Below are 24,586 nucleotides of genomic sequence, written 5' to 3'. Positions count from 1 at the left end.
AGAAGGAAAGTAAAAACATAAATTTAAATTAAGATTGAATGTTGTTCTTTGAATGCCCCTTCAAAGAACAATAGTTAAACTGAAACCATAGTAACATGAAGAAACCTACTACTTTAAAATTAGTTTTAACTGTATTATTTTTTATACAGAGTTTTATTATGTTCTCTCAAAAGGATTTCACTCCTCGTTTTGACGAGAGTTTAAAAGGTGATATGCTTTTGATAGGTAATAATATTTTGAATAGAGATAACAATAGTAACGGTGAACGGCCTAACAATGCCTTCAACGCAACGAACCAGAACAATAACGACCTTAATATGCAATATATTGATGTCGATAGTGATAATACCACGTTTAGTTCGAGTTCAGCTACTTTAGCTATTCCACAGAGTAGTAGAGAATGTTACAAAATTGTTTACGCTGGACTTTATTGGGCTGGTGTTTACAGTCAAGGTTCTGTAAATAATGGGACTGTAAATCGTGCTAATCTGGGTTCAATTAAGATTAAACTTCCAACTCAAACAGCGTATACTAATATTACAGGATCATTAATTTATGATTACTATCCAGCAACATCAAATGGCGACCAGATGCCGTATGCCTATTACTATGACCTAACGTCATTGGTTCAAGGTTTAACAAATCCTGAGGGAGTTTATACTGCAGCAAATATTATTTCAGGAAGAGGTGGTATAAATGGTGGTTTTGCAGCAGGCTGGAATTTATTTGTAGTATATGAAGATCCAAAATCATCTGCAAAATATATTACATCTTTTGATGGTCTTCGTTGGATACAAGCATCCAGCGGGCCAGTAACTTATGATATTTCTGGTTTCAAAACTATTCCAACAGGAGTTGTAAAAGCAAAATTAGCTTTTGCGGCTTTAGAGGGAGATGTTAACCTTACTGGAGATAAATATTCAATAAATAATACAGACATATTTACTGCAGAACGTCTGGTTAATAACTTCTTTAACAGTACATTTAATGACACTAACGGGCCTTATACAACCAGAACACCAAACAGTGGTAATACACTTGGTTTCGAAGCAGGGATTTTAAATGTGCCCAATCCGGCGACTACTGCTTTCCCTGGAGGTAGTGTTATAAAAAACAACGATACTTCGGCACAATTAAAACTGAGTACTGGAGGTGATGGTTATGGACTTTTCTTCAATGCTTTTAATGTTGAAATTATTGAGCCTAAAATTGTTTTAACTAAAATTGTAAAAAACAATTTGGGAGCAAATATTGGAGGTCAAAACGTTACTTTAGGCCAGCAGTTAAACTACGAAATTGGTTTTAGAAATACGGGTAATGATAATGCGACTGAGTTTACAATTCGAGATCAGCTGCCTATTAATATTATTTTCAATTATCCGGCAGATATTGTTTCGTTACCAGCAGGTGTAACGGTACAAAGTTATAACGCTGCGACAAGAAATATTGTTTTTTCTGTAAACAGTAACATCGTTAAAGTTGGTGATCCAGAAAAAATTATCAGCTTTAAGGTTCAGGTTGTTCCTGATTGTCAAAGTTTAAGTGAGGCTTGTTCGAATAGTATTGACAACTCTGCTTATGCTACATACAAAGGACAGCAAAACACTAGCTTTATAATTTCTGATGACCCGAGTGTTAACACAAATACGGGATGTATTTTAGTTCCAAAAGCTACAAACTTTTTAGTTGGAGTAGATGGTTGTAAATACACTACAAATGTTACACTTTGTGGTGATAACATTACTTTGACAGCTGCAAATGGTTATTCAGATTATACTTGGTATAGTGATGAAGCCAGAACAATTCAAATAGGTAAAGGACAAACATTAGTTGTAAAAGATCCAGGTACTTATTATGTTTATAATTTGGCAGCTGCACCTTGTAGATCAATCTATCAGTCATTTGTTGTAACAAGATTTGGAACCACAACTGAAAATCCGGTTATACCATTTGCAGATCAGGTAGTAACTTGTCCGAATGATGGAAAAAAATTACCAAATATTTTCTTGTGCGGTTCAAATGCTGTAAGACAAATTACTACAAGCATTTCTGATGCAACTAGTATAGTTTGGGAGAAATTAAACGAAGGAGGAACTTGTGTTCCTGTTACAAACCAAAATTGTGCTAATGAAAGTGAAGGCTGTAAAAATAGTTGGACAAGTGTAGGAAGCGGTCAGAATTATACAGCAAATCAGGCAGGACAATTTCGTGTAACATTAAATTATGCAGGTTTATGTTTCAACCGTTTCTATTTTAATGTTTATACGAATTTGTTAACTCCAACAGAAACGCATAAGGATATTATTTGTGGTGTTCCGGGTAGTATTACAATTGGTGGAGTTCCAGCTGGTTACGAATATGCTATTAGTACAGATCCTAACGGAACTATTGGAGCATATCAGACCAGTAATACATTTAATATTACGAATCCAAACTCATATACCGTTCACATTAGACAGATTGGTGTAACAACAAACCCATGTATTTTTACTGTTCCAAATATTCTAATTAGAAGCAGAGACTTACAGATTAGTACAGTTGTTACGCAGCCAACTTGTTACGGAGATAAAGGAAGTATAAAAGTTGGAGCCCTTAATATTGACCCGCAATATTATTATTACTTATATAATAATGCGACAAATGTTCTTGTAAACAGTGTTGGGCCTATTGCCGCTTCAGATTATACTTTTGCTAATTTAAATCCGGGAACTACTTACAGAGTAAGAGTTACAAATGCGCCAATTGGCGGTACACCAGCTCCAACTTGTAATGTGTCAAGTGTTATTGCTATAAACAATATTGCAGCTCCTTTAACTGTAACAGCGGCTTTAACAACTCCACTTACAGCGTGCAGCGATGGTAAAATTACTTTAACAGGTTCTGGTGGAACGGCTCCATATTATTATTTTGTAAATGGATCTACCACTTTCCTTACTTCAAATGAAATTATTTTTACAACAGCTGGAACATATAATATTCAGTTAGTTGATTCAAATAACTGTACTGCGACAACGTCTATTTCTGTTACAGGAAATCCTAAACCGGTTTATACAATAACAAATACAGAAATCAATTGTAACGGCGGTACAGCTCAAATTAATATCAATGTTACAAACGCAAACGGATACACTTTACAATATAGTATTGATAATGGTGCGACATTTAGCAGTACTCCTGTTTTCTCTAATTTAACAGGTGGAACTTATAATGTTGTAGTTAGATATACTTTATCAGGAACTACATGTACTGATCCAGCTACCACTATCACAATTACAGCTCCTGCAAATGCATTAAGTGCTTCTGCGGGTGTTTCTGAATTAGCAGGTTGTGACCCTTCTGGTAATGGTTTCGGTAAAGTACGTATTACAAACCCTCAAGGCGGAACCCCTCCTTATACTTATAGTTTTGATGGAGGTACAACTTACGGAACTTCAAATGAAGCTTACGTAGCACCAGGAACTTATACACTTTATGTTAGAGATTCAAAAGGCTGTACGTTTGCAATGCCTGGTGTTGTTTTAGATCCAAAACCAGCAGACCCTACAATTTCTGTTGCACCTCCGGTATTTAATTGTAACGGAACTGCAACAAGTACTGTAACAGTAACAAATGGCGGCGGAGCAAATTATAGCTATGAATATTATTTAGATAATGTTTTAAATACAAATACTCCTCCGAACGTTTTTGTAAACGTTCCATCAGGATCTCACACGGTAAGTGTAAAATATAACTTAATTTCTGTACCAACTTATAGTAATTTATTACAAGAAGATTTTGGTTCTGGAGGAACTACAACAACTCCTGGTATTGCATCAGCTTACTGTTTCAATGACCAAAGAGTTAACCCTCCATATACTTGCTCTTTAAACGGAACTCCAACTCGTTCAGTTGAAGACAACCAATATTCAGTAACAAGTTTTTTCTGGAGAGGTGATACAGCTTGGTACCACTTTAAAGACCATACAACAAATGGTACAGATGCAAACGGAAGATATTTATTAGTAAATATTGGTGGTGCAGCTGGACCTTACGGAGTTTTATACAGCAAACCAATTATTGATGTTATCCCAAATCAGCCTGTAATGGTTTCTTTATATGTGGGTAACTTATTAAATACAGGTGTAACCGGAGCAGCTCCAATTGTAAGATTTGAATTGGTAGATGGTTCAGGTAATGTTGTTGCTACTGAAGATACGGGTAAAATTGCTGAAGCAGCAAATGATGCTAACAGAACAAAATGGGTTCCGATAAACATCTCATTAAACCCTGGAAACAACACAAACCTTACTTTTAGAATTCGTTCAGGAAGTACTGAATATGGCGGTAATGACTTAGTTATTGATGATATCTGGGTACGTCAAATACCAAAATCATGTATTACTCAAAAAGATTTCCCTATTGTAATCGACAGTAATAAAGCATTTACTGCTTCTATAACTGGAGTTAAAAATGTTACTTGTAACGGAGGAAATAATGGAGAAATTACATTAGCAGCAGAAAACTTTAATCTGCCATACGGATTCGATTATTCTATGAATAATGGAACTACTTGGGTAAACTCTAAAGTATCTCCTGTAACTGTAACAGGTTTAACAAGCCAAACTTATTCAATTCGAGTTCGTTTCAATAATAGTGCATCGACTTGTACTTTCCCATTTTCGCAGCCTATTACTGCACCAGCAGCATTAGCAGTTACAGCTCAGGTTACGGCTCAGCCTACTTGTACAACTGGCGCATCTATTACTGCAACAGTAACAGGAGGAACACCGGCTTACCAATATGAGTTAAGACAATCTAATGGAACTACAGTTGTAGTACCATTCCAAACTTCGAATATATTTACAAACGTTGCTTCAGGAACATATAGAATAGTGGTTAGAGATGCAAACGCTTGTACTTCTCCAGCTTCAGCTACTGTAAATATTAATAATCCAACAGCTCCAACAGCTTCATTAGCTGCGAGTTCAGATTTATGTTATGATTCTACTAATCAAGCAACACTTGTAGTAACGGCTACAGGAACAGGAACTTTAACTTATAGTTTAGACGGCGGAGCTGCACAAACTTCGAATACGTTTACAAATGTAGGTCCTGGTACACATAATGTTGTTGTAACGGACAGTAATAACTGTACAGCTACTGTTAGTAATATTGTAATTGCACCTGCATTAGAAGGAAGTGCAACAATCTCTAAAACTTTAGATTGTACTACATCTCCAAATGCTACTATCACAGTTTCTATTACTGGTGGTACAAGTGCATTTACATACAGAGTTAGAATAGGTTCTGGAACTTTTGGTTCTAGTAATAATGTAACTGGTACTTCATTTGTATACACAGCAACAACTGCAAATACTTATACGTTCCAAATTACAGACTCAAAAGGCTGTATTACAACTACGACTGCAGTTGTTAACCCAATTTCAAATCCAACAGTTACTGCTACTAAAGTAGATGCTACATGTAATGGAGCTTCAACAGGTTCTATTCAATTAGTTGGAGCAGGCGGATCAGGAGGTTATACTTACAGCTTCAACGGAAGTGCAACATTTATTGCTCAATCAGATTATACAGGATTAGCTGCAGGAACTTACACATTCCAGGTAATGGATAGTAAAGGTTGTAAATCTGCGGTAGGAAATATTACTATTACACAGCCAACAACATTAACAGCTACTGCAAGTGCAACAGCATTTTCATGTAATGCTTCAAATGTAAAACAAGCAGCTACTGTAACAATTGCTGTTCCAACAACTGGTACAGCTCCTTATCAATATAGTTTTGACGGAGGAACAACTTTTACAAACACACGTACATTATCTGTTACAGATAATGGAACAAACCAAACTATTTCTTATGTAGTTAGTGATGCTCAAGGTTGTAAAACTCCAGTTCAAACAGTTACAATTAACAGATTAAATCCTCCAACAGATTTAGCATTTAGTAATGCTGCAGTTACTTGTACAGCAACTACAACAACAGTTACTGCGACTGCGACAAATGGAGTAGGTACTTTAACTTATGCAATTACGTCACCAGCAGCATCTGTGGCAACAAATACTACAGGAGTATTTGCTGGATTAGCAGCAGGAACTTATAACTTTAAAGTTACTGATGCTAACGGATGTTATTATGAAGAACCATATATTATCAATGCTGTAAGTCCAATTTCAGTAGCTGGTAACAAAACAAATGATGCTCTTTGTAAAGGTGGTGCAACAGGTTCAGGAACTTTTACAGTATCTGGTAATGCAACAGTTGGTGCTTATACTTATACAGTAACACCTGCTGCCGCTGCAGCCTCTATAACAAAATCAGGAAATACATTAACATTATCAAACGTTGCTGCAGGAACATATTCTGTACAGGTTAGAGATAATGCAACAGGTTGTACAAATACAGCAAGTATTATTATTACTGAGCCTGCAAATGCATTGACATTTACAGCAACAGCTACTAATGTAAATTGTAATAATGATAATTCACAAATTACAGTTACGGCTGCAGGTGGTACACCAAATTATACTTACGCTTTCGCGAAAAGCCCATCAACAGTACCATCATCGACTTATGGCAATAGTGCTGTTTTAACAGTAGATACTAATTCTGGAGCTGATTTAGTTTGGGATGTTTATGTGAAAGACGCAAATGGCTGTACAACAAAAAATACAGTTACTGTTGTTACGGATAATTTACCAAGCGTAACGGCAACAAACAACAACCAATGTACAGGTTCAGGAAATTCATTTACTATTACTGCAACTGGAACTGGTTTAGCTCCGTTGACATATAGTATTGACGGAACTTCTTTCCAAACTTCAAATATTTTTAGCGTACCTGCAGGAACTTATACCGTAACGGTAAAAGATAGAAACGGATGTACAGCTGCAACAGCTGCGGCATTAGTTATTTATCCACAGTTAACAGGTGTAGGTTCTGTTACAAAAGAATTAGATTGTACAGTTACTCCAAACGCAACTATTACAGTTACAATTGGCGGAGGAAGATCTCCATTTACATATACAGTTAGAAAAGGTTCAGGTACTCCAAGTGCACCAAGTGCTTCTATTGCCGGAACAACATTTACTTACTCGGTTACTCCTGGAAATGCTGATACTTATACATTTGTAATTACAGATGCTAATGGATGTCAGGCCACAGCAGTAACTACAGTAGACCCAATTTCGAACCCAACAGTTACAGCTGCTCAGACAAACTCAAGCTGTAATGGTGCTGCAGATGGTTCAGTTACTTTAACAGGTGCTGGAGGATCGGGCGGATTCACATACAGCAATAACGCAACAACAGGATTTACTACTAATCCGGTATTTAATGGATTAGCTGCAGGTTCTTACACTTTTTATGTAAAAGACAGTAAAGGTTGTACAGGATCAGTAGCGGTTACAATTACGCAGCCAAGTACTTTAGCAGCAACAGTTGCCGTTGTAGGATTTACATGTAACACTTCTAATGCGAAAGTAGCAGGAACTGTTACTATCAATGTAACTGCAGGAACAGGAACTGCTCCTTATGAATACAGCTTCAACGGAAGCGGATACAGCTCAAATAATGTATTAACTTTAAATGATAACGGAGCTGATCAGCCATATACTTACTCAGTAAGAGATGCAAAAGGATGTCCGGTAACAGGTTCAGGAACTTTATTGAGACTAAACCCTCCAACAGATTTAACTTTTGCTTCACCAGCAGTTACTTGTACAGCTACAAGTACTACTGTTACATTAACAGCAATAAATGGAGTTGGAGCTTTACAATATGAAACGATTGCTCCATCGACAGTAATTAGAGCAAAACAAACATCAAATGCATTCACAAATCTTGCACCTGGATCTTATACATTCAGGGTTACAGATGCAAACGGATGTTATTATACAGAGCCTTACATTGTAAATCCGGTTACTCCAATTGCAATTACAGGTAACAAAACAAGCGATGTTTTATGTAGAGGAGGTTCAACAGGATCTGGAACTTATACAGTTTCTGGTAATGCTACAGTAGGTGCTTATACATTTACTTTAACAGCAGGAACTTTAGGATCAGGAACATTAACACAATCAGGAAATACATTAACATTATCAAATGTTGCAGCAGGTACTTATACTGTTCAGGTAACAGATACTGCAACAGGATGTACTAATTCTGCAAGTATTGTTATTGGCCAGCCAGCGGCTGCTTTAGCTATTACTACTGCGGTTGCTACAAACGTAAATTGTAATAACGATAATTCACAAATTACAGTTACTGCTACAGGCGGTACTCCAAATTATACATACGCTTTCGCGAAAAGCCCATCAACAGTACCATCATCGGCTTATGGCGCTAGTAATATTTTAACAGTAGATACTAATTCTGGAGCTGATTTAGTTTGGGATGTTTACGTGAAAGATGCAAATGGCTGTATTGCTAAATCAACAGCTACAGTTATTTTGGATGGAATGCCAGCCATCACTAACGTAACGGTTAACAATCAATGTACAGCTTCTGGAAGTGGATTCACTATTACTGCAACTGCTACAGGTTTAGCACCGTTGACATACAGTATTGATGGAACATCTTTCCAAACATCAAATGCATTTACAGTTGCTGCGGGAACTTACACAGTAAGTGTAAAAGATAAAAACGGCTGTATTGCTGCGGCTCCGGCTGCAACAGTGGTTTACCCACAATTAACAGCTGCAGGTACAGTTACAAAAGAACTAGATTGTACAGTTACTCCAAACGCAACAATTACAGTTACAATTGGCGGTGGTAGATCTACTTATACTTATACCGTACAAAAAGGTGCTGGTACACCAAGTGCAGCAAGCGCACCTATTACAGGACCAACATTTACTTATACAGTAACACCTGCAAATGCAGATACTTATACATTTGTAATTACAGATTCTAACAGCTGTACAAGAACAGCAGTTGTTACAGTTGCTCCAATTGCAAACCCAACAGTTACGGCTGTTCAAACAAATGCAAGCTGTAACGGCGCTGCAGATGGTTCAGTTACTTTAACAGGTGCTGGAGGATCAGGTAGTTTCACATACAGTAATAATCCAACAACAGGATTTACAACTAATCCGGTATTTACAGGATTGGCTGCAGGTTCTTATACTTTCTACGTAAAAGATAGCAAAAACTGTTCTGGATCAGTAGCGGTTACAATTACTCAGCCTATAACATTAGCAGCAACAGTTGCAGTAGTTCCATTTACATGTAACACTTCAAATGCTAAAGTAGCAGGAACAGTTACAATTAATGTTACTGCAGGAACAGGAACAGCTCCTTACGAATACAGCTTTAACGGAAGCGGATACAGCTCAAATAATGTATTAACATTAAATGATAATGGGGCTAATCAGCCATACACTTACTCAGTTAGAGATGCAAAAGGATGTCCGGTAACAGGTTCAGGAACTTTATTGAGACTAAACCCTCCAACAGATTTAACTTTTGCTTCACCAGCGGTTACTTGTACTGCTACAACCACCACTGTTACTTTAACGGCAGTAAACGGAGTTGGAACTTTACAATATGAAACAATTGCTCCATCAACAGTAATCATTGCTAAACAAACATCTAATGCTTTTGCAAACCTTGCACCTGGATCTTATACTTTCAGAGTTACAGATGCAAACGGATGTTATTATACAGAACCTTACATTGTAAATCCGGTTACTCCAATTGCAATTACAGGTAACAAAACAAGCGATGTTTTATGTAGAGGTGGTTCAACAGGATCTGGAACTTACACAGTTTCTGGAAATGCTACACCAGGTGCTTATACATTTACTTTAACAGCAGGAACTTTAGGATCAGGAACATTAACAAAATCTGGAGATACATTAACATTATCAAATGTTGCTGCAGGAACTTATACTGTTCAGGTAACAGATACTGCAACAGGATGTACTAACTCTGCAAGTATTGTTATTGGTCAGCCAGCGGCTGCTTTAGCAATTACTACAGCAGTAGGAACTAATGTTAATTGTAATAATGATAATTCACAAATTACGGTTACTGCTACAGGCGGTACTCCAAATTATACTTACGCTTTCGCGAAAAGCCCGTCAACAGTTCCAACATCAACTTACGGAAATAGTGCTGTTTTAACAGTAGATACTAACTCTGGAGCTGATTTAGTTTGGGATGTTTATGTGAAAGACGCAAATGGTTGTACAGCTAAGTCTACAGTTACAGTTATTTTGGATGTAATGCCAGTCATCACTAACGTAACCGTTAATAATCAATGTACAGCTTCTGGAAGCGGATTCACTATTACTGCAACTGCTACAGGTTTAGCACCATTAACTTATGGAATTGCCGGTCCAACTGGAGCGTTCCAAACAAGTAATACTTTTTCAGTAGCTGCTGGAACTTATACAGTTTATGTAAAAGATAAAAACGGATGTATTGCTGCGGCTCCGGCTGCAACAGTAGTTTATCCGCAATTAACAGCTGCTGGTACAGTTACAAAAGAACTAGATTGTACAGCTACTCCAAATGCAACAATTACAGTTACAATTGGCGGCGGTAGATCTACATATACTTACACAGTACAAAAAGGTGCTGGTGCTCCAAGTGCAGCAAGCGCACCTATTACGGGACCAACATTTACATATACAGTAACACCTGCAAACGCAGATACTTATACATTTGTAATTACAGATTCTAACAGCTGTACAAGAACTGCAGTTGTTACAGTTGCTCCTATTACAAACCCAACAGTTACAGCTGTTCAGGTAAATGCAAGCTGTAATGGCACTGCAAACGGTTCAGTTACTTTAACAGGTGCTGGAGGATCAGGCGGATTTACATATAGCAACAATATTGCAGGACCATTTGCTGCAAATCCAGTATTTACAGGATTAGCTGCAGGTTCTTATACTTTCTATGTAAGAGACAGTAAAAACTGTACAGGATCAGTAGCAGTTACAATCACTCAGCCTTTAACATTAGTTGCTACAGTAGTTGAAGTTCCGTTCTCATGTAATACTTCAAATGCTAAAGTAGCAGGAACAGTTACAATTAATGTTACAGCAGGAACAGGAACTGCTCCTTACGAATATAGTTTCAACGGAAGCGGATACAGCTCAAATAATGTATTAACATTAAATGATAACGGAACGAACCAAGCTTATACTTACGCAGTAAGAGATGCAAAAGGTTGTCCGGTAACAGGTTCAGGAACTTTATTGAGATTAAACTCTCCAACAGATTTAACATTTGCTGCTCCGGCAGTTACTTGTACGGTTACAACAACTACTGTTACTTTAACAGCAGTAAACGGAGTTGGAGCTTTACAATACGAAACAATTGCTCCATCTCCGGTTATCATTCCTAAACAAACATCTAATGCTTTTGCAAATCTTGCACCAGGTACTTATATGTTTAAAGTTACCGATGCTAACGGATGTTATTATACAGAATCATATACAGTTAATCCGGTAACTCCAATTACTGTTTTAGCTAGTAAATTAAGTGATGTATTATGTAACGGAGGAAATACAGGATCTATAAGATTAACTGTTGCAGGTTTCGGTTCTACATATTCTTATACAGTTAATGGAGGTACAGCAGTAACAGGAGTTAATACTGGAACTGTAACTTTACCAAATTTAACTGCGAATACTTATGCAATTGTTATTACAGATGAGGTAACAGGTTGTACAGCTAATGCTTCGATTACTATTAATCAACCGGCTGCTGCTTTAGCTGCAACTTATGCTGCGGTAAATGCTAACTGTTTTGTTAGTACTTCAGCAGTAACTGTTACTGCAACTGGAGGAACGCCTATATACAGATATTCATTTGTTCAGGATGGTGCTGCGGTAGGAGTTTATTCAAACAATAACAAAGCAAACTTAGACCCAGCTGTAAACTTAAACTGGGACGTTCATGTTATAGACGCAAACGGATGTACATTTAAATTAGATATTACCATTGCTAAAGATGTTGTTCCAACGGTTACAGCTTCTGCAGCGGGTCAATGTTTTGGTGTAGGAAGCTATACTATTACAGCAACTCCAGGAGCTGGACTAGTAGCACCATTGAGCTACAGTATCAATGGAGGAGCTTCATATCAGGCAGGTAACACATTTGTTGTTACTACACCGGGAAGTTATACTATCAGAATTAAAGATGGTAACGGATGTACAGCAGATAGTAATGTTGTTTTAGTAAATAATGCATTAACATTAAATGCTGCATTAGATAAAGACATTACATGTTCAGTTCCAACTGATGCTCAAATTACTTTGACACCAGCAGGAGGAAGCGGACCATTCACTTACACAGCTTCTCCTAACATAGGAACATTTGCCGGAAATGTATTTACTACAAACACAGCAGGATCATATACTTTCACTGTAACTGATTCTAGAGGATGTACAGCTACATCTGCTGCAGTTATCGTTACTACACCGGTGTTACCTGAAATTACAGGAGTTACACAAACTCAAAGTATAAACTGTAATGGTGATGCTACTGCAGCAATCGCTATTACAATTGATAATACAAAAGGTCAGGCACCATTTGTATATACGGTATTAAATACAACGACAGGAGTTAATTACGGTTCACAAACATCTGGCCTAGCTGCTGGTAATTACTTAATTACTGTAACTGATGCAAAAGGTTGTACAGATACGGACAATATTAACATTGCACAGCCAACACCAATCGTAGTAAACAGAACAATTACTCCTATTACTTGTGGCGCATTAGGTGTTTCTTTAGGAGCTATTACAATTACTTCTGTTACGGGAGGAACTCCAAACTACATTTATCATGTAACCGGAGTAAATGGTTATAATAAACAAATTACAAATCAAACAGGTGCTTTAGTTGTTTTCGAAGTAGTTGACTTTGGTTTATACCAAATTGTAGTTACTGATGCAAATGGCTGTACTAATATTGAGCAAAATATATTTGTTGCTTCACCGCCAAATGATCTTGATATTACAGTAACACCTCCGCCAGCTGATTGTTCTTCATTAGGTTCAGCAGTTGTAGCTATTGGTGCTGCATCTACTAATATTACAGGTAATGGGCCATTCCACTTTGCTGTTTACACAGGTCCTGGAATGACTTATACTTCTCCAACTACTTTACCATGGTATGATGAAGACGTTTTAGGAGTTCCTGCAGGAGTAAACCCAGGAAGTAAAAAAACAAGCATACCAAACTTATTACCAGGAGTTAAATATACTTTCATCGTACATGATGCAGGAACAGGTTGTTACTACTATGAAACAGCTCAATTCCCTATTCCAACTAACTCTACTTTAACTGTAACTGGATTAACAGCTAACAATGTTACTTGTAAAGGAAGCAATAATGGAAATGTTTCATTGACAGTAAATAGTACATATCCAACACCAACGCCGATTAGTTATGAGATATTCAATTCTTTCACTATGGTTACTACAGGTGTTACCGGAACAGGTACAGTGCCTGCTAATGGTTCACTTCCAATTAACAACATTGGTGCATTAGGTTTTGGAAATTACGTTGTTGTAATTAAAGAAACTGCAGGTGGAACTAATGCAGGATGTAGTGTTGCTAGTAATACGTTTAACATTACTGAATCTGCTATTGATTTATCAGTTACGGCTTCAGTTACTAAAAATGCAAACTGTAATCCAAACTCTGGTATAATTACAGCTGTTGCAAAAGACGGAACGGGTCCATATACATATCAATTATTATTGTCTACAGATCCTGCACCAACAGCAGCTTCTGCAGGTTGGGCTTCTGTAAATACATTTAACAGAAATGCAGGAAACTACATTGCTTACGCAAAAGATGCTTATGGCTGTATCAAATTCGCAGCTATTACATTAAATAAAGATGCTGATCCTACAATTACAGCACCAGCTGGAATTTGTTATGACGGTAATCCATTCACATTTGCAATTTCTGGAACAGTTGATCCAGCAGTTGGAGGAGCTACTTATAGCGTAAACGGAAGTACTTTCCAAACAAGTCCAAGTTTCACGTTTAATGCTTCAGGTACTTATACTTTAGTAATTAAAGATGGTAATGGTTGTACAGCAACTACAACTTACGAAGTTAAACCACAGTTACAATTAAGTGCAGCATTAACAAAAGAATTAGATTGTACAGGAACTCCAGATGCTCAAATTACATTAACAGCTACAGGAGGTTATAACACGGCATACACTTATTATTATTCTACAGATGCTGGTTTCTCATATACATTAATGCCATCAAATGTTCTAACAACTAGTGTTTTAGGAAACTATATGTTCAAAGTAAATGATGCTAAATTGCCAACGGCATGTGAGGCTACGACTACTTTAACATTAGATCCTATTCAGCCTACAGTATTTACTACTGTTGAAACACATGTAAGTTGTAATGGTGGTGCAGATGGAACAATTACTGTAAATGTTACTTCAGGAGTTGGCCCTTATGAATATCAATTAGATGGCGGAGCTTTCCAAACATCAAATGTATTTACAGGATTAGCTGCAGGTACTGCATATACTATTACAGTAAGAGATTCTAAATCTTGTCTTTACCCAGGTACACCAATCACAATTACAGAACCAGCAGCATTAACAGCAACGTCTGCTTTAACGACAGCATTGACATGTGCTGCAGGAAATGTACCAACAAAAGCATTAGTTACTGTAACAGCTGCAGATGGTACCGCTCCATACTTATACAGTTTTGATAACGGTGTAACTTATACAAGTACAAATACATACGAAGCTTTTGCCGGAACAACATTCAATGTTTTAGTTAAAGATGCTAAAGGATGTATATTTACTTTAACAAATGGAGTTAATATTCCAGCGTTAAATCCACCAACAATTACAAACATTACTGGAACACCAATTTATTGTGCTCCGGCGGCTAGTACTACAAGTACAGTTACGATCACCACTACAAATGGTGTTGGTACTTTAGCTTACGCAATTTTATCACCAGCTAGTGCAACATCAAACGTTTCAGGAGCAGCTAGCGGAATATTTACATTATTAGCTCCGGATACTTACTTATTTGAAGTAACTGATGCTAACGGATGTAAAGATCAAAAATCATATACGGTTGATCCGGTAACTAATATTACAGTTGCAGGTCAATTAGTAAGTAATGTAATTTGTAACGGACAAGGAAATGGTGCCGTTAAATTCACAGTTGCAAACTTTGGAGGAACTTATACTGCAGTATTAACAGCAGGAACAGGTACAGTAGCACAGGCAGGTAATACAGTTGACGTTACAGGATTAGTTCCTGGAACATACACTCTTGAAGTTACGGACGATGTTACACAATGTACAGCAACTGCTTCAGTAGTTGTGACTCAGCCAACAGTTCTAAACATTAACTTAGTTAGTAATGTAAATGCAAATTGTAATTCTGGTGCAAAAGTTGAAGTTATTGCTTCAGGTGCAACACCAAACTATACTTATGCATTCGTTCAAGATGGTGTTGCTCCAGTAGCTGCAGATTATACAAATAGTGCAAGCGCTGTATTAGCTCCGGCTACAAACACACTATGGGATGTTTATGCAAAAGATGCAAACGGATGTACAGTTAAATTAGATGTTACAATTGCTACAGATGCATTACCAACAATTAACCCATCTGTTGGATTATACTGCTACACAGGAGGTCCAGTAGCAATTACAATTACAGGAACTTATGTTGGTACCCCAACTTATAGTATTGGTAACGGATATCAGGCTAGTCCTAACTTTGTATTGAATGCGCCAGGAAACTACACATTCTATATTAAAGATGGTAATGGCTGTATTGTTTCGGCACCATATACATTAAATCAACAATTATTATTACAAGCTACTTTAACACAAGATTTAACTTGTGCAGGATCAGCTAGTATTACATTATTGGCAACTCAGGGAACAACTACTTATACAGGATTTGAAGTTGACTTTAACGGAGGCGGATATGTTGCTGCAACATCACCTTATACTGCAACTGCTGCTGGAACTTATACTTTCAGAGTAACAGACAGTCAAGGATGTCAGGCAATATCTATTCCGGTAGTAGTTACGCCAACAACAACTCCAACAGCAACATTAGCACAAACAAATGTAAGCTGTATAGGAGGAAATAACGGAAGTATTACTGTTACTGCTGCAAATGGAATTACTCCATATCAGTACAGTATTAACGGAGGAGCTTTCCAGGCTTCAAATATATTCACAGGATTAATTGCTGGAACTTACAACATCGTTGTTCGTGACGCTAAGCAATGTTCTTCAGTAAGCGTACCAGCTACAATTACTCAACCGACAGCTTTAGCTGCAACAGCTGTGTTAACGCAAGGATTAACTTGTGGTACAGGAAACGCTACGCAGCCAGCAGTTGTTACAATCAATGTAACTGCAGGAACAGGAACAGCTCCTTACCAATACAGTTTCAACGGAGGAACAAATTATAGTACAACAAATACGTTGACTACTTATAATGCAGGATTAGTTACAGCTTACGTAAAAGATGCTAACAACTGTATCATTGCAGTGCCAGTTACTATCACTATCCCAGCGTTGAATGCGCCGACAAATATGGATATTACAGGAACACCAATTTATTGTACTCCAGCGGCAAATACAACAAGTACAGTTACAATTAGTAATGTAATTAATGGCGTAGGAACGCTTCAATATGAGATTCTTTCTCCAATTGTTGCAGCGAAACAAACTTCTGCGGTATTTGCAGGATTAACACCAAACACTTACTTATTCCAAGTGACAGATGCTAATGGTTGTACTTACCAAGAATCATATACTGTTTTACCGGTAACTAATATTACAGTTGCAGGTCAATTAATAAGTAACGTTACTTGTAACGGAAATACAAATGGTGCAGTTAGATTTACTGTTGCTAATTATGGAACTTCTTATACTGCAACATTAACAGCAGGAACAGGTACATTAACACAAACAGGAAATACTGTAAACGTGACAGGATTAGTTCCTGGAACATACACAGTTCAGGTTGTTGATGGAACAACAGGATGTACAGCAACTGCTTCAGTAGTTGTGGCTCAGCCAACAGTTCTAAACCTTAACTTAGTAAGCAACATAAATGCAAATTGTAATTTCGGTGCAAAAGTGACTGTTTTAGCAAACGGAGGAACACCAAATTATACATACGCATTTGTTCAGGATGGTGTTACACCAGTTGCTGGAGATTACACAAATAGTGCAAATGCAGTATTAGCACCAACAGTAAATACACTATGGGATGTTTATGCTAAGGATGCAAACGGATGTACAGTAAAACTTGATGTAACAATTGCTACAGATGCATTGCCAACAATCAATCCATCAGCTGGATTATACTGCTACACAGGAGGTCCGGTGCCAATTACAATCACAGGAACTTATGTTGGTACACCAACATACAGCATTGGTAACGGATACCAATCTAGCCCTAACTTTGTATTGAATGCGCCAGGAAACTATGTATTCTATATTAAAGATGGAAATGGTTGTATCGTTTCAAGCCCTTATACATTACGTCAGGAATTGTTGTTAAAAGCTACTTTAACACAAGATTTAACTTGCGCAGGATCAGCTAGTATCACATTATTGGCAACTCAGGGTACTCTTTCTTACACAGGATTTGAAGTTTCCTTTAACGCAGGTGCATATGCTGCTGCAACATCACCTTATACGGCTACAGCTGCTGGAACTTATACTTTCAGAGTAACAGACAGTCAAGGATGTCAGGCAGTTTCTATTCCGGTAGTAGTTACGCCAACAACAACTCCAACAGCAACATTTACACAAACAAATGTGAGCTGTATAGGAGGAAATAACGGAAGTATCATTGTTACTGCTGCAAATGGAGTTGTTCCATATCAGTACAGTATCAACGGAGGAGCTTTCCAGGCTTCAAATATATTCACAGGATTAACTGCGGGAACTTACAACATTGTTGTTCGTGATGCTAAACAATGTTCTTCAGTAAGCGTAACAGCTACAATTACTGAGCCTACAGCTCTTGCTGCAACAGCTACGTTGACACAAGGATTAACTTGTGGTACAGGTAACTCAACTCAACCAGCAGTTGTTACAATCAATGTAACTGCAGGAACAGGAACAGCGCCTTACCAATACAGCTTCAACGGAGGAGTAAATTATAGTACAACAAATACGTTAACTACTTATAATGCAGGAACAATTACAGCTTATGTAAAAGATGCTAACAACTGTATTATCGCAACGCCAGTTACTATCACTATTCCAGCGTTAAATGCGCCGACAAATATGGATATTACAGGAACACCAATTTATTGTGCTCCAGCGGCTAGTACAACAAGTACAGTTACAATTAGTAACGTAATCAACGGTGTAGGAACGCTTCAATATGAGATTCTTTCTCCAATCGTTGCAGCGAAACAAACTTCTGCGGTATTTGCAGGATTAACTCCAGACACTTACTTATTCCAAGTGACTGATGCTAACGGTTGTACTTACCAAGAATCATATACTATTAATCCGGTAACTAACATTACAGTTTCTGGTCAATTAGTAAGTGATGTTGTTTGTAACGGACAGTCAAATGGAGCAGTTAAATTTACAGTTGCAAATTACACAGGAACTTACACAGCAGTATTGACTGCAGGTACTGGTACATTAGCTATAACAGGAAATACTGTAAATGTTACAGGATTAGTTCCGGGAACTTACACAATTCTTATTACTGACGGAGTTACGGGATGTACAGCAACTGCTTCAGTAGTTGTGGCTCAGCCAACAGCTCTAGGTCTTAACGTAGTAAGCAACATAAATGCAAATTGTAATTTCGGTGCTAAAGTTGAAGTTCTTGCTTCTGGCGGTACTCCAGTTTACAAATATGTGTTCGTTCAGGACGGAGTTACTCCAAATGTTTTAGATTATGATACTGTTGCAAACGCTGTATTAGATCCAACTGTAAATACACAATGGGATGTTTATGCGATGGATGCTAACGGATGTACAACTAAAATTGATGTAACAATTGCTACAGATGCATTGCCAACAATCAATTCATCAGCTGGATTGTATTGTTACACAGGAGGTCCGGTGCCAATTACAATCACTGGAACTTATGTTGGCACACCAACATACAGCATTGGTAACGGATACCAATCTAGCCCTAACTTTGTATTGAATGCACCAGGAAACTATGTATTCTATATTAAAGATGGTAACGGATGTATTGTTTCAAGCCCTTATACATTAAATCAGGAATTATTATTACAAGCTACTTTAACACAAGATTTAACTTGTGCGGGATCAGCTGTTATCACATTATTGGCAACTCAGGGTACTCTTACTTATACAGGATTCGAAGTTGACTTTGACAATGGAGGATACTTCCCTGCAACATCACCTTACACGGCTACAGCTGCTGGAACTTACACTTTCAGAGTAACAGACAGTCAAGGATGTCAGGCAGTTTCTATTCCGGTAATAGTAACACCAACAACAACTCCATCAGCAACATTTACGCAAACAAACGTAAGCTGTGTAGGAGGAAATAACGGAAGTATCATTGTTACTGCTGCTAATGGTGTTGTGCCATATGAGTACAGTATCAATGGAGGAGCTTTCCAAGCTTCAAATATATTCACAGGATTAACTGCGGGAACTTACAATATTGTAGTGCGTGATGCTAAACAATGTTCTTCAGTAAGCGTAACAGCTACAATTACTGAACCAGCTGCTCTTGCTGCAACTGCGGTATTAACTCAAAGTTTAACTTGTGGAACAGGTAATGCTACGCAGCCAGCTGTTGTTACAATCAATGTAACTGCAGGAACAGGAACAGCACCTTACCAATACAGTTTCAACGGAATAAATTATAGTGCAACGAATACATTCACTACTTATAATGCAGGAACAGTTACAGCTTCAGTAAAAGATGCTAATAATTGTATCATTGCAGTACCGGTAAGTGTTACAATTCCGGCACTAGACGCTCCAGTAATCGATTCTGTAACAGGAACAGATATTTGGTGTACACCAGCTGCTAACACAACAAGTACAGTTACTGTAACTGTTTCACATGGTGTTGGTGCATTACACTACGAGATTCTTTCTCCAGCTAGTGCAGTTACAAATGTTTCTGGTGCAGCAAACGGAATCTTTACAGGCTTAACAGCAGATACTTACTTATTCCAGGTAACTGATGCAAACGGATGTAAAGATGATATCTATTACACTGTTGATCCGCTAGTAAACATTACAGCAGCAGGTCAGTTAGTAAATGACGTAAGCTGTAATGGAGGTTCAAACGGATCAGTGAAATTTGATGTTGACAATTTTGGCGGAGCTTATACAGCTGCTTTAATTGGAGGACCAACTACAGGAACTCTAACTCAAGTTGGAAAAGTAGTAACGCTGACAAACTTACCAATCGGTACGTACACAGTAGAAGTTACAGACACAACAACAGGATGTACAGCTTCGGCTTCAGTAACTGTTGGTCAGCCTTCAGTATTGACATTGACTGTAGCTTCAAATGTAAATGCTAATTGTAATTCAGGTGCTCAGGTTAGTGTAACAGCTGCAGGAGGAACACCAAATTATCAATATGCTTTCATTGCAGGCGCAGGAACTCCAGTAGCTGCAGATTATACAAACAGTAATAATGCTGTTTTAGACCCAGCTGTAAGCTTAAATTGGACAGCATACGTATTAGACTCTAAAGGTTGTGAAACATTTATCCCAATAACAATTGCGGTAGATCCATTACCAAGTGCAATAACAGCTAATGTTACAAGCCAATGTCCTACGGCAGCAGGTGAATATACATTTACAGTTACTGTTGGTTCTGGTGTAGCACCTTATGAATACAGCATTGGAGCAGGCTTCCAAACAAGCCCAACATTTACTGTAAATGCTGCAGGAACATATGATGTAACAGTAAGAGATGCAAACGGATGTACAGCAACAGCAACAGCTGCGGTAACTATCACTCCAGCTTTACAGTTAGAGACTATAGTTACAACATTACCAAGTTGTACATTTAATAATGGTGTAATTACTGCTACTGCAACAGGAGGTTCAGGAACAGCAAATTATAGATATACTTTAGACGGAGGTGTAATCGTAAATACTACACCGGCTGTATTTAACAACGTTGCTCCTGGTACACACGTTATCAGAGTAAGAGACGTATTGACAACTTGTGACTTTAACGTTACAATTGTAATTGCTCCGGCAACAGTTATTACAGGATTTACTTTAAACGGAACAAATGTTTCTTGTAGAGGTAATTCAGATGGTTCAATCACAGCTAATTTAGCTGCAAGTGCACCAGGCGTAAACGATAACCCGGTTTATACATATACATTAACAGGAACTACAGCTTTAGGAGTAGCGGTTAACAGACCAGCTCAAACTCAAAACATTTTTGATAACCTTCAAGCTGGAGATTATACGGTAACAGTAACTTCTGGAAGAGGTTGTGTGGATTCTGAAGATATTAGAATCAGCGAACCAAACGTAATTACAGTTAACGCACCAGTTATCACACAATACAATTGTACAACTGGAACAAACGTTTCAAACTATGCAGTTATTACAGTAAATAACGTTGTTGGCGGTTCTGGAGTTTATACAATCTATGAGTTCATTAAAGGTGGAGTTGTAGTTCAAAGAGGTCCATCAAATGCTTACAGCGAGTCAGACTTCACAGGTGGTGACTATACAGTAAATGTTTATGATGATAAAGGATGTATGGGATCTAGTACAGGAATAATCAGAGTAAATCCTTTCATTCGTTTAGATCAAATAAATGTTGCTGTAAATACCGCTGTAACTTGTATTTCTAATGAAGATATTACTGTAACGGTAACATCTATTGGAGGAACACCAGCGATATTGAATTACAATGTTGCCGGAACTGATGGAAATACATACAATCAGTCAAATACAACTGGAGTATTCACAGGATTAACGATCGGAAATTATTTAATTACCGTTACAAACCTTGCAACAGGATGTTCAATTGTACAAGCACATTATGTTAATGACCCTAATACTTTCGATATAAATGTAACACCAGTTAACGGACAAATCTGTTATGGTACTGCAACAGGAAGTGTTGATTTAACTTTTGTAGATAATCAGTTAAACCCAACAAATGAAGCAGGTGCATTTAACTATGTAATTACAGGACCAGTTCCAAGTAACGGAACAACAACAAATGCAGGTCCGGTTAGAATTTCTAACTTAACTGCTGGTCAATACACAGTTGTTGCAACACTAGTAAACAACCCATTCTGTACAGTTTCTACATTGTTCACAATAGAACAGCCAACAGCTGCACTTACAGTAACAACAGCGAAATCTGATATTACTTGTGTAACAGGAAATAATGACGGAGAAATCACTGCTTCAGCAGCAGGTGGATGGGATAATAAATACGAATACCAATTGGTATTGAACGGTACAACATTAGTTGACTATTCAGATCAATTCGTATGGTCAGGATTATCAGCAGGTAACTATACAATTAACGTTAGAGATAATGTTGGATGTATCGCTACAGCAACAGAAGTATTAGTTGTTCCGGCACCAATCGTGGTTACTGCAACAGCAAGTGCTACAACACTAACATGTTTTGGAGATAAAACAGCAATAATTACAGTAGATCCTCCAACAGGTGGACAAGGAAGTAACTATCTGTATACATTAAATATTATTTCAGCAACTCCAGTTATTAGTTCTGGACCACAGCTTAGCCCAATATTCACTGGTTTAGGTGCTGGAACTTATAGTATTACAGTTACTGACGGATTTAGTTGTTCTGCAACTTCAGCAAACATTGTGATCAATGAGCCAACAGAAGTTATTCCAACTTTAGTTGAAGCTAGTTCACAAACATGTTTAACTCAGGCAACACTTACATTAAGCGCAGTGGGCGGAACAGCACCTTACACTTATAGTACTGATGCTAATTTTGCTACAACTATTGGTTCATTCAATGCATCAGTTACATTCCCGGTTGCTGTTGGTAAATACAGCTACTATGTAAGAGATGCGGCAGGATGTATTGGTTTTGTTTCAAATGAGATCACAATTGATCCTCTAGAACCGCTTAACATTGATGTTGATGTTACGAATGCAGTTGTAAAATGTACAGGTGAAGCTACAGGAGTTATCGTAGCAGAAGCTAAAGGAGGTTTAGGAAACTATATCTATACATTAGAGAATACTGCTGGAACTATTATCCAAGGTCCTCAGGCTACTGGAATCTTCGAAGACTTAGTAATTGGAGATTACATTGTAAAAGTAGAAAGTGGAGATTGTGATGATGCATCTGCTGTAATTACAATCAATGAGCCGCCAGTTGCTTTACAAGCTCAGTTTACGCCAACGAATGTTACATGTTTCGGTGAAAACAATGGTAAAATTGTAGTAACTGCAACAGGAGGAACAGGAGTTATTAAATACGCAATCTCACCAGATTTAAATCAGTTTGATACAATCAGTGTGTTTGAGAAACTTGCTCCAGGATTGTATACTGTAATTGCGCAAGATGAAAACGGATGTTATGTAATGACAGATATAACAATCACGCAGCCAGCGGCACCGCTTATAGTTACAGCAGGCTCAATATTAGGAGAACAATGTAAAGGAGACTTAAATGGAGAATTTACAATTGATATCACTGGAGGAACAGCTCCTTACACAGTAAGTCTTGATGTATTAGCAGGTCCTTATAGCCCAGTAACAGGTACACAACATACATTTGATGGTCTTGCAGGAGGTAAACATACTGCTTTCGTTAAAGATGCAAATGGATGTAACTTTGAAATTGAAGTTCTTGTGCCATTGGCAGTTGACATCGATCCAATAGCAGACGTTGTTTATGGTTGTGAAACAAATACAGTGACAGTAACTATAGATCCATCTGTAGATCCTGCTGATGTTGATTATTCTTTAGATGTTCAAGCTGGGCCATATTTACCAAGCAATGAATTTAAAGATGTATTACCTGGAACTCACGTAATTTACGCGAGACATACAAACGGATGTATCCAGCCAACAGCAAGTTTCACAATTCAGGCATTTGATAAATTACATATTCAATTAGCTGGAGGACAACAAGAAATGAACATAGTTTCTGTAACTGCAATTGGAGGAAGACCTGCTTATGAATACAGTTTTGATGGAGGTCCATTTACATCTGATACTAAATTTAAATATTATGAGTCTAGAGATTATGTAATTAAAGTAAAAGATCAAAATGGATGTATTGATACAATTACAATACCATTGACTTACATTGATGTTTGTCTTGATAATTACTTTACACCAAACGGAACTCACAGTGGTTGGGGACCTGGATGTACAAATATTTACACTAATCTAGAGTTTGCGATCTTCGATAGATACGGACGTCAGATTGCTAAATATCATTATGGTCAAAAATGGGATGGTAGATACAATGGCGAGGAATTACCAACAGGTGATTACTGGTATGTTCTTAAACTTAATGACGTGAATGATGCAAGAGAGTTTGTTGGACATTTCACTTTATACAGATAACAAAATATAGCCCCTTATGATGTTATCTA

1 protein-coding gene is annotated in these 24,586 nt (G+C 37.6%); it reads left to right on the top strand.

What is annotated here, in order from left to right:
• The first annotated feature begins 95 nt into the window (after positions 1-95).
• Complete coding sequence (locus BUE10_RS23890; RefSeq protein WP_143187738.1) at positions 96-24,557, top strand: T9SS type B sorting domain-containing protein; 24,462 nt, start codon at positions 96-98, stop codon at positions 24,555-24,557.
• Positions 24,558-24,586 lie beyond the last annotated feature (29 nt).

Origin of the sequence: Flavobacterium sp. CF108 (assembly GCF_900129795.1) — a bacterium.
In the GTDB taxonomy this organism is placed as follows: Bacteria; Bacteroidota; Bacteroidia; order Flavobacteriales; family Flavobacteriaceae; genus Flavobacterium.
The sequence above is the reverse complement of the archived record's forward strand: the minus strand, read 5'-3'. Positions and strand labels throughout refer to the sequence as shown.

Coding starts and splice junctions, on each gene's coding strand:
- BUE10_RS23890 (WP_143187738.1), top strand. CDS start 96: ATGAAGAAACCTACTACTTTAAAATTAGTTTTAACTGTATTATTTTTT.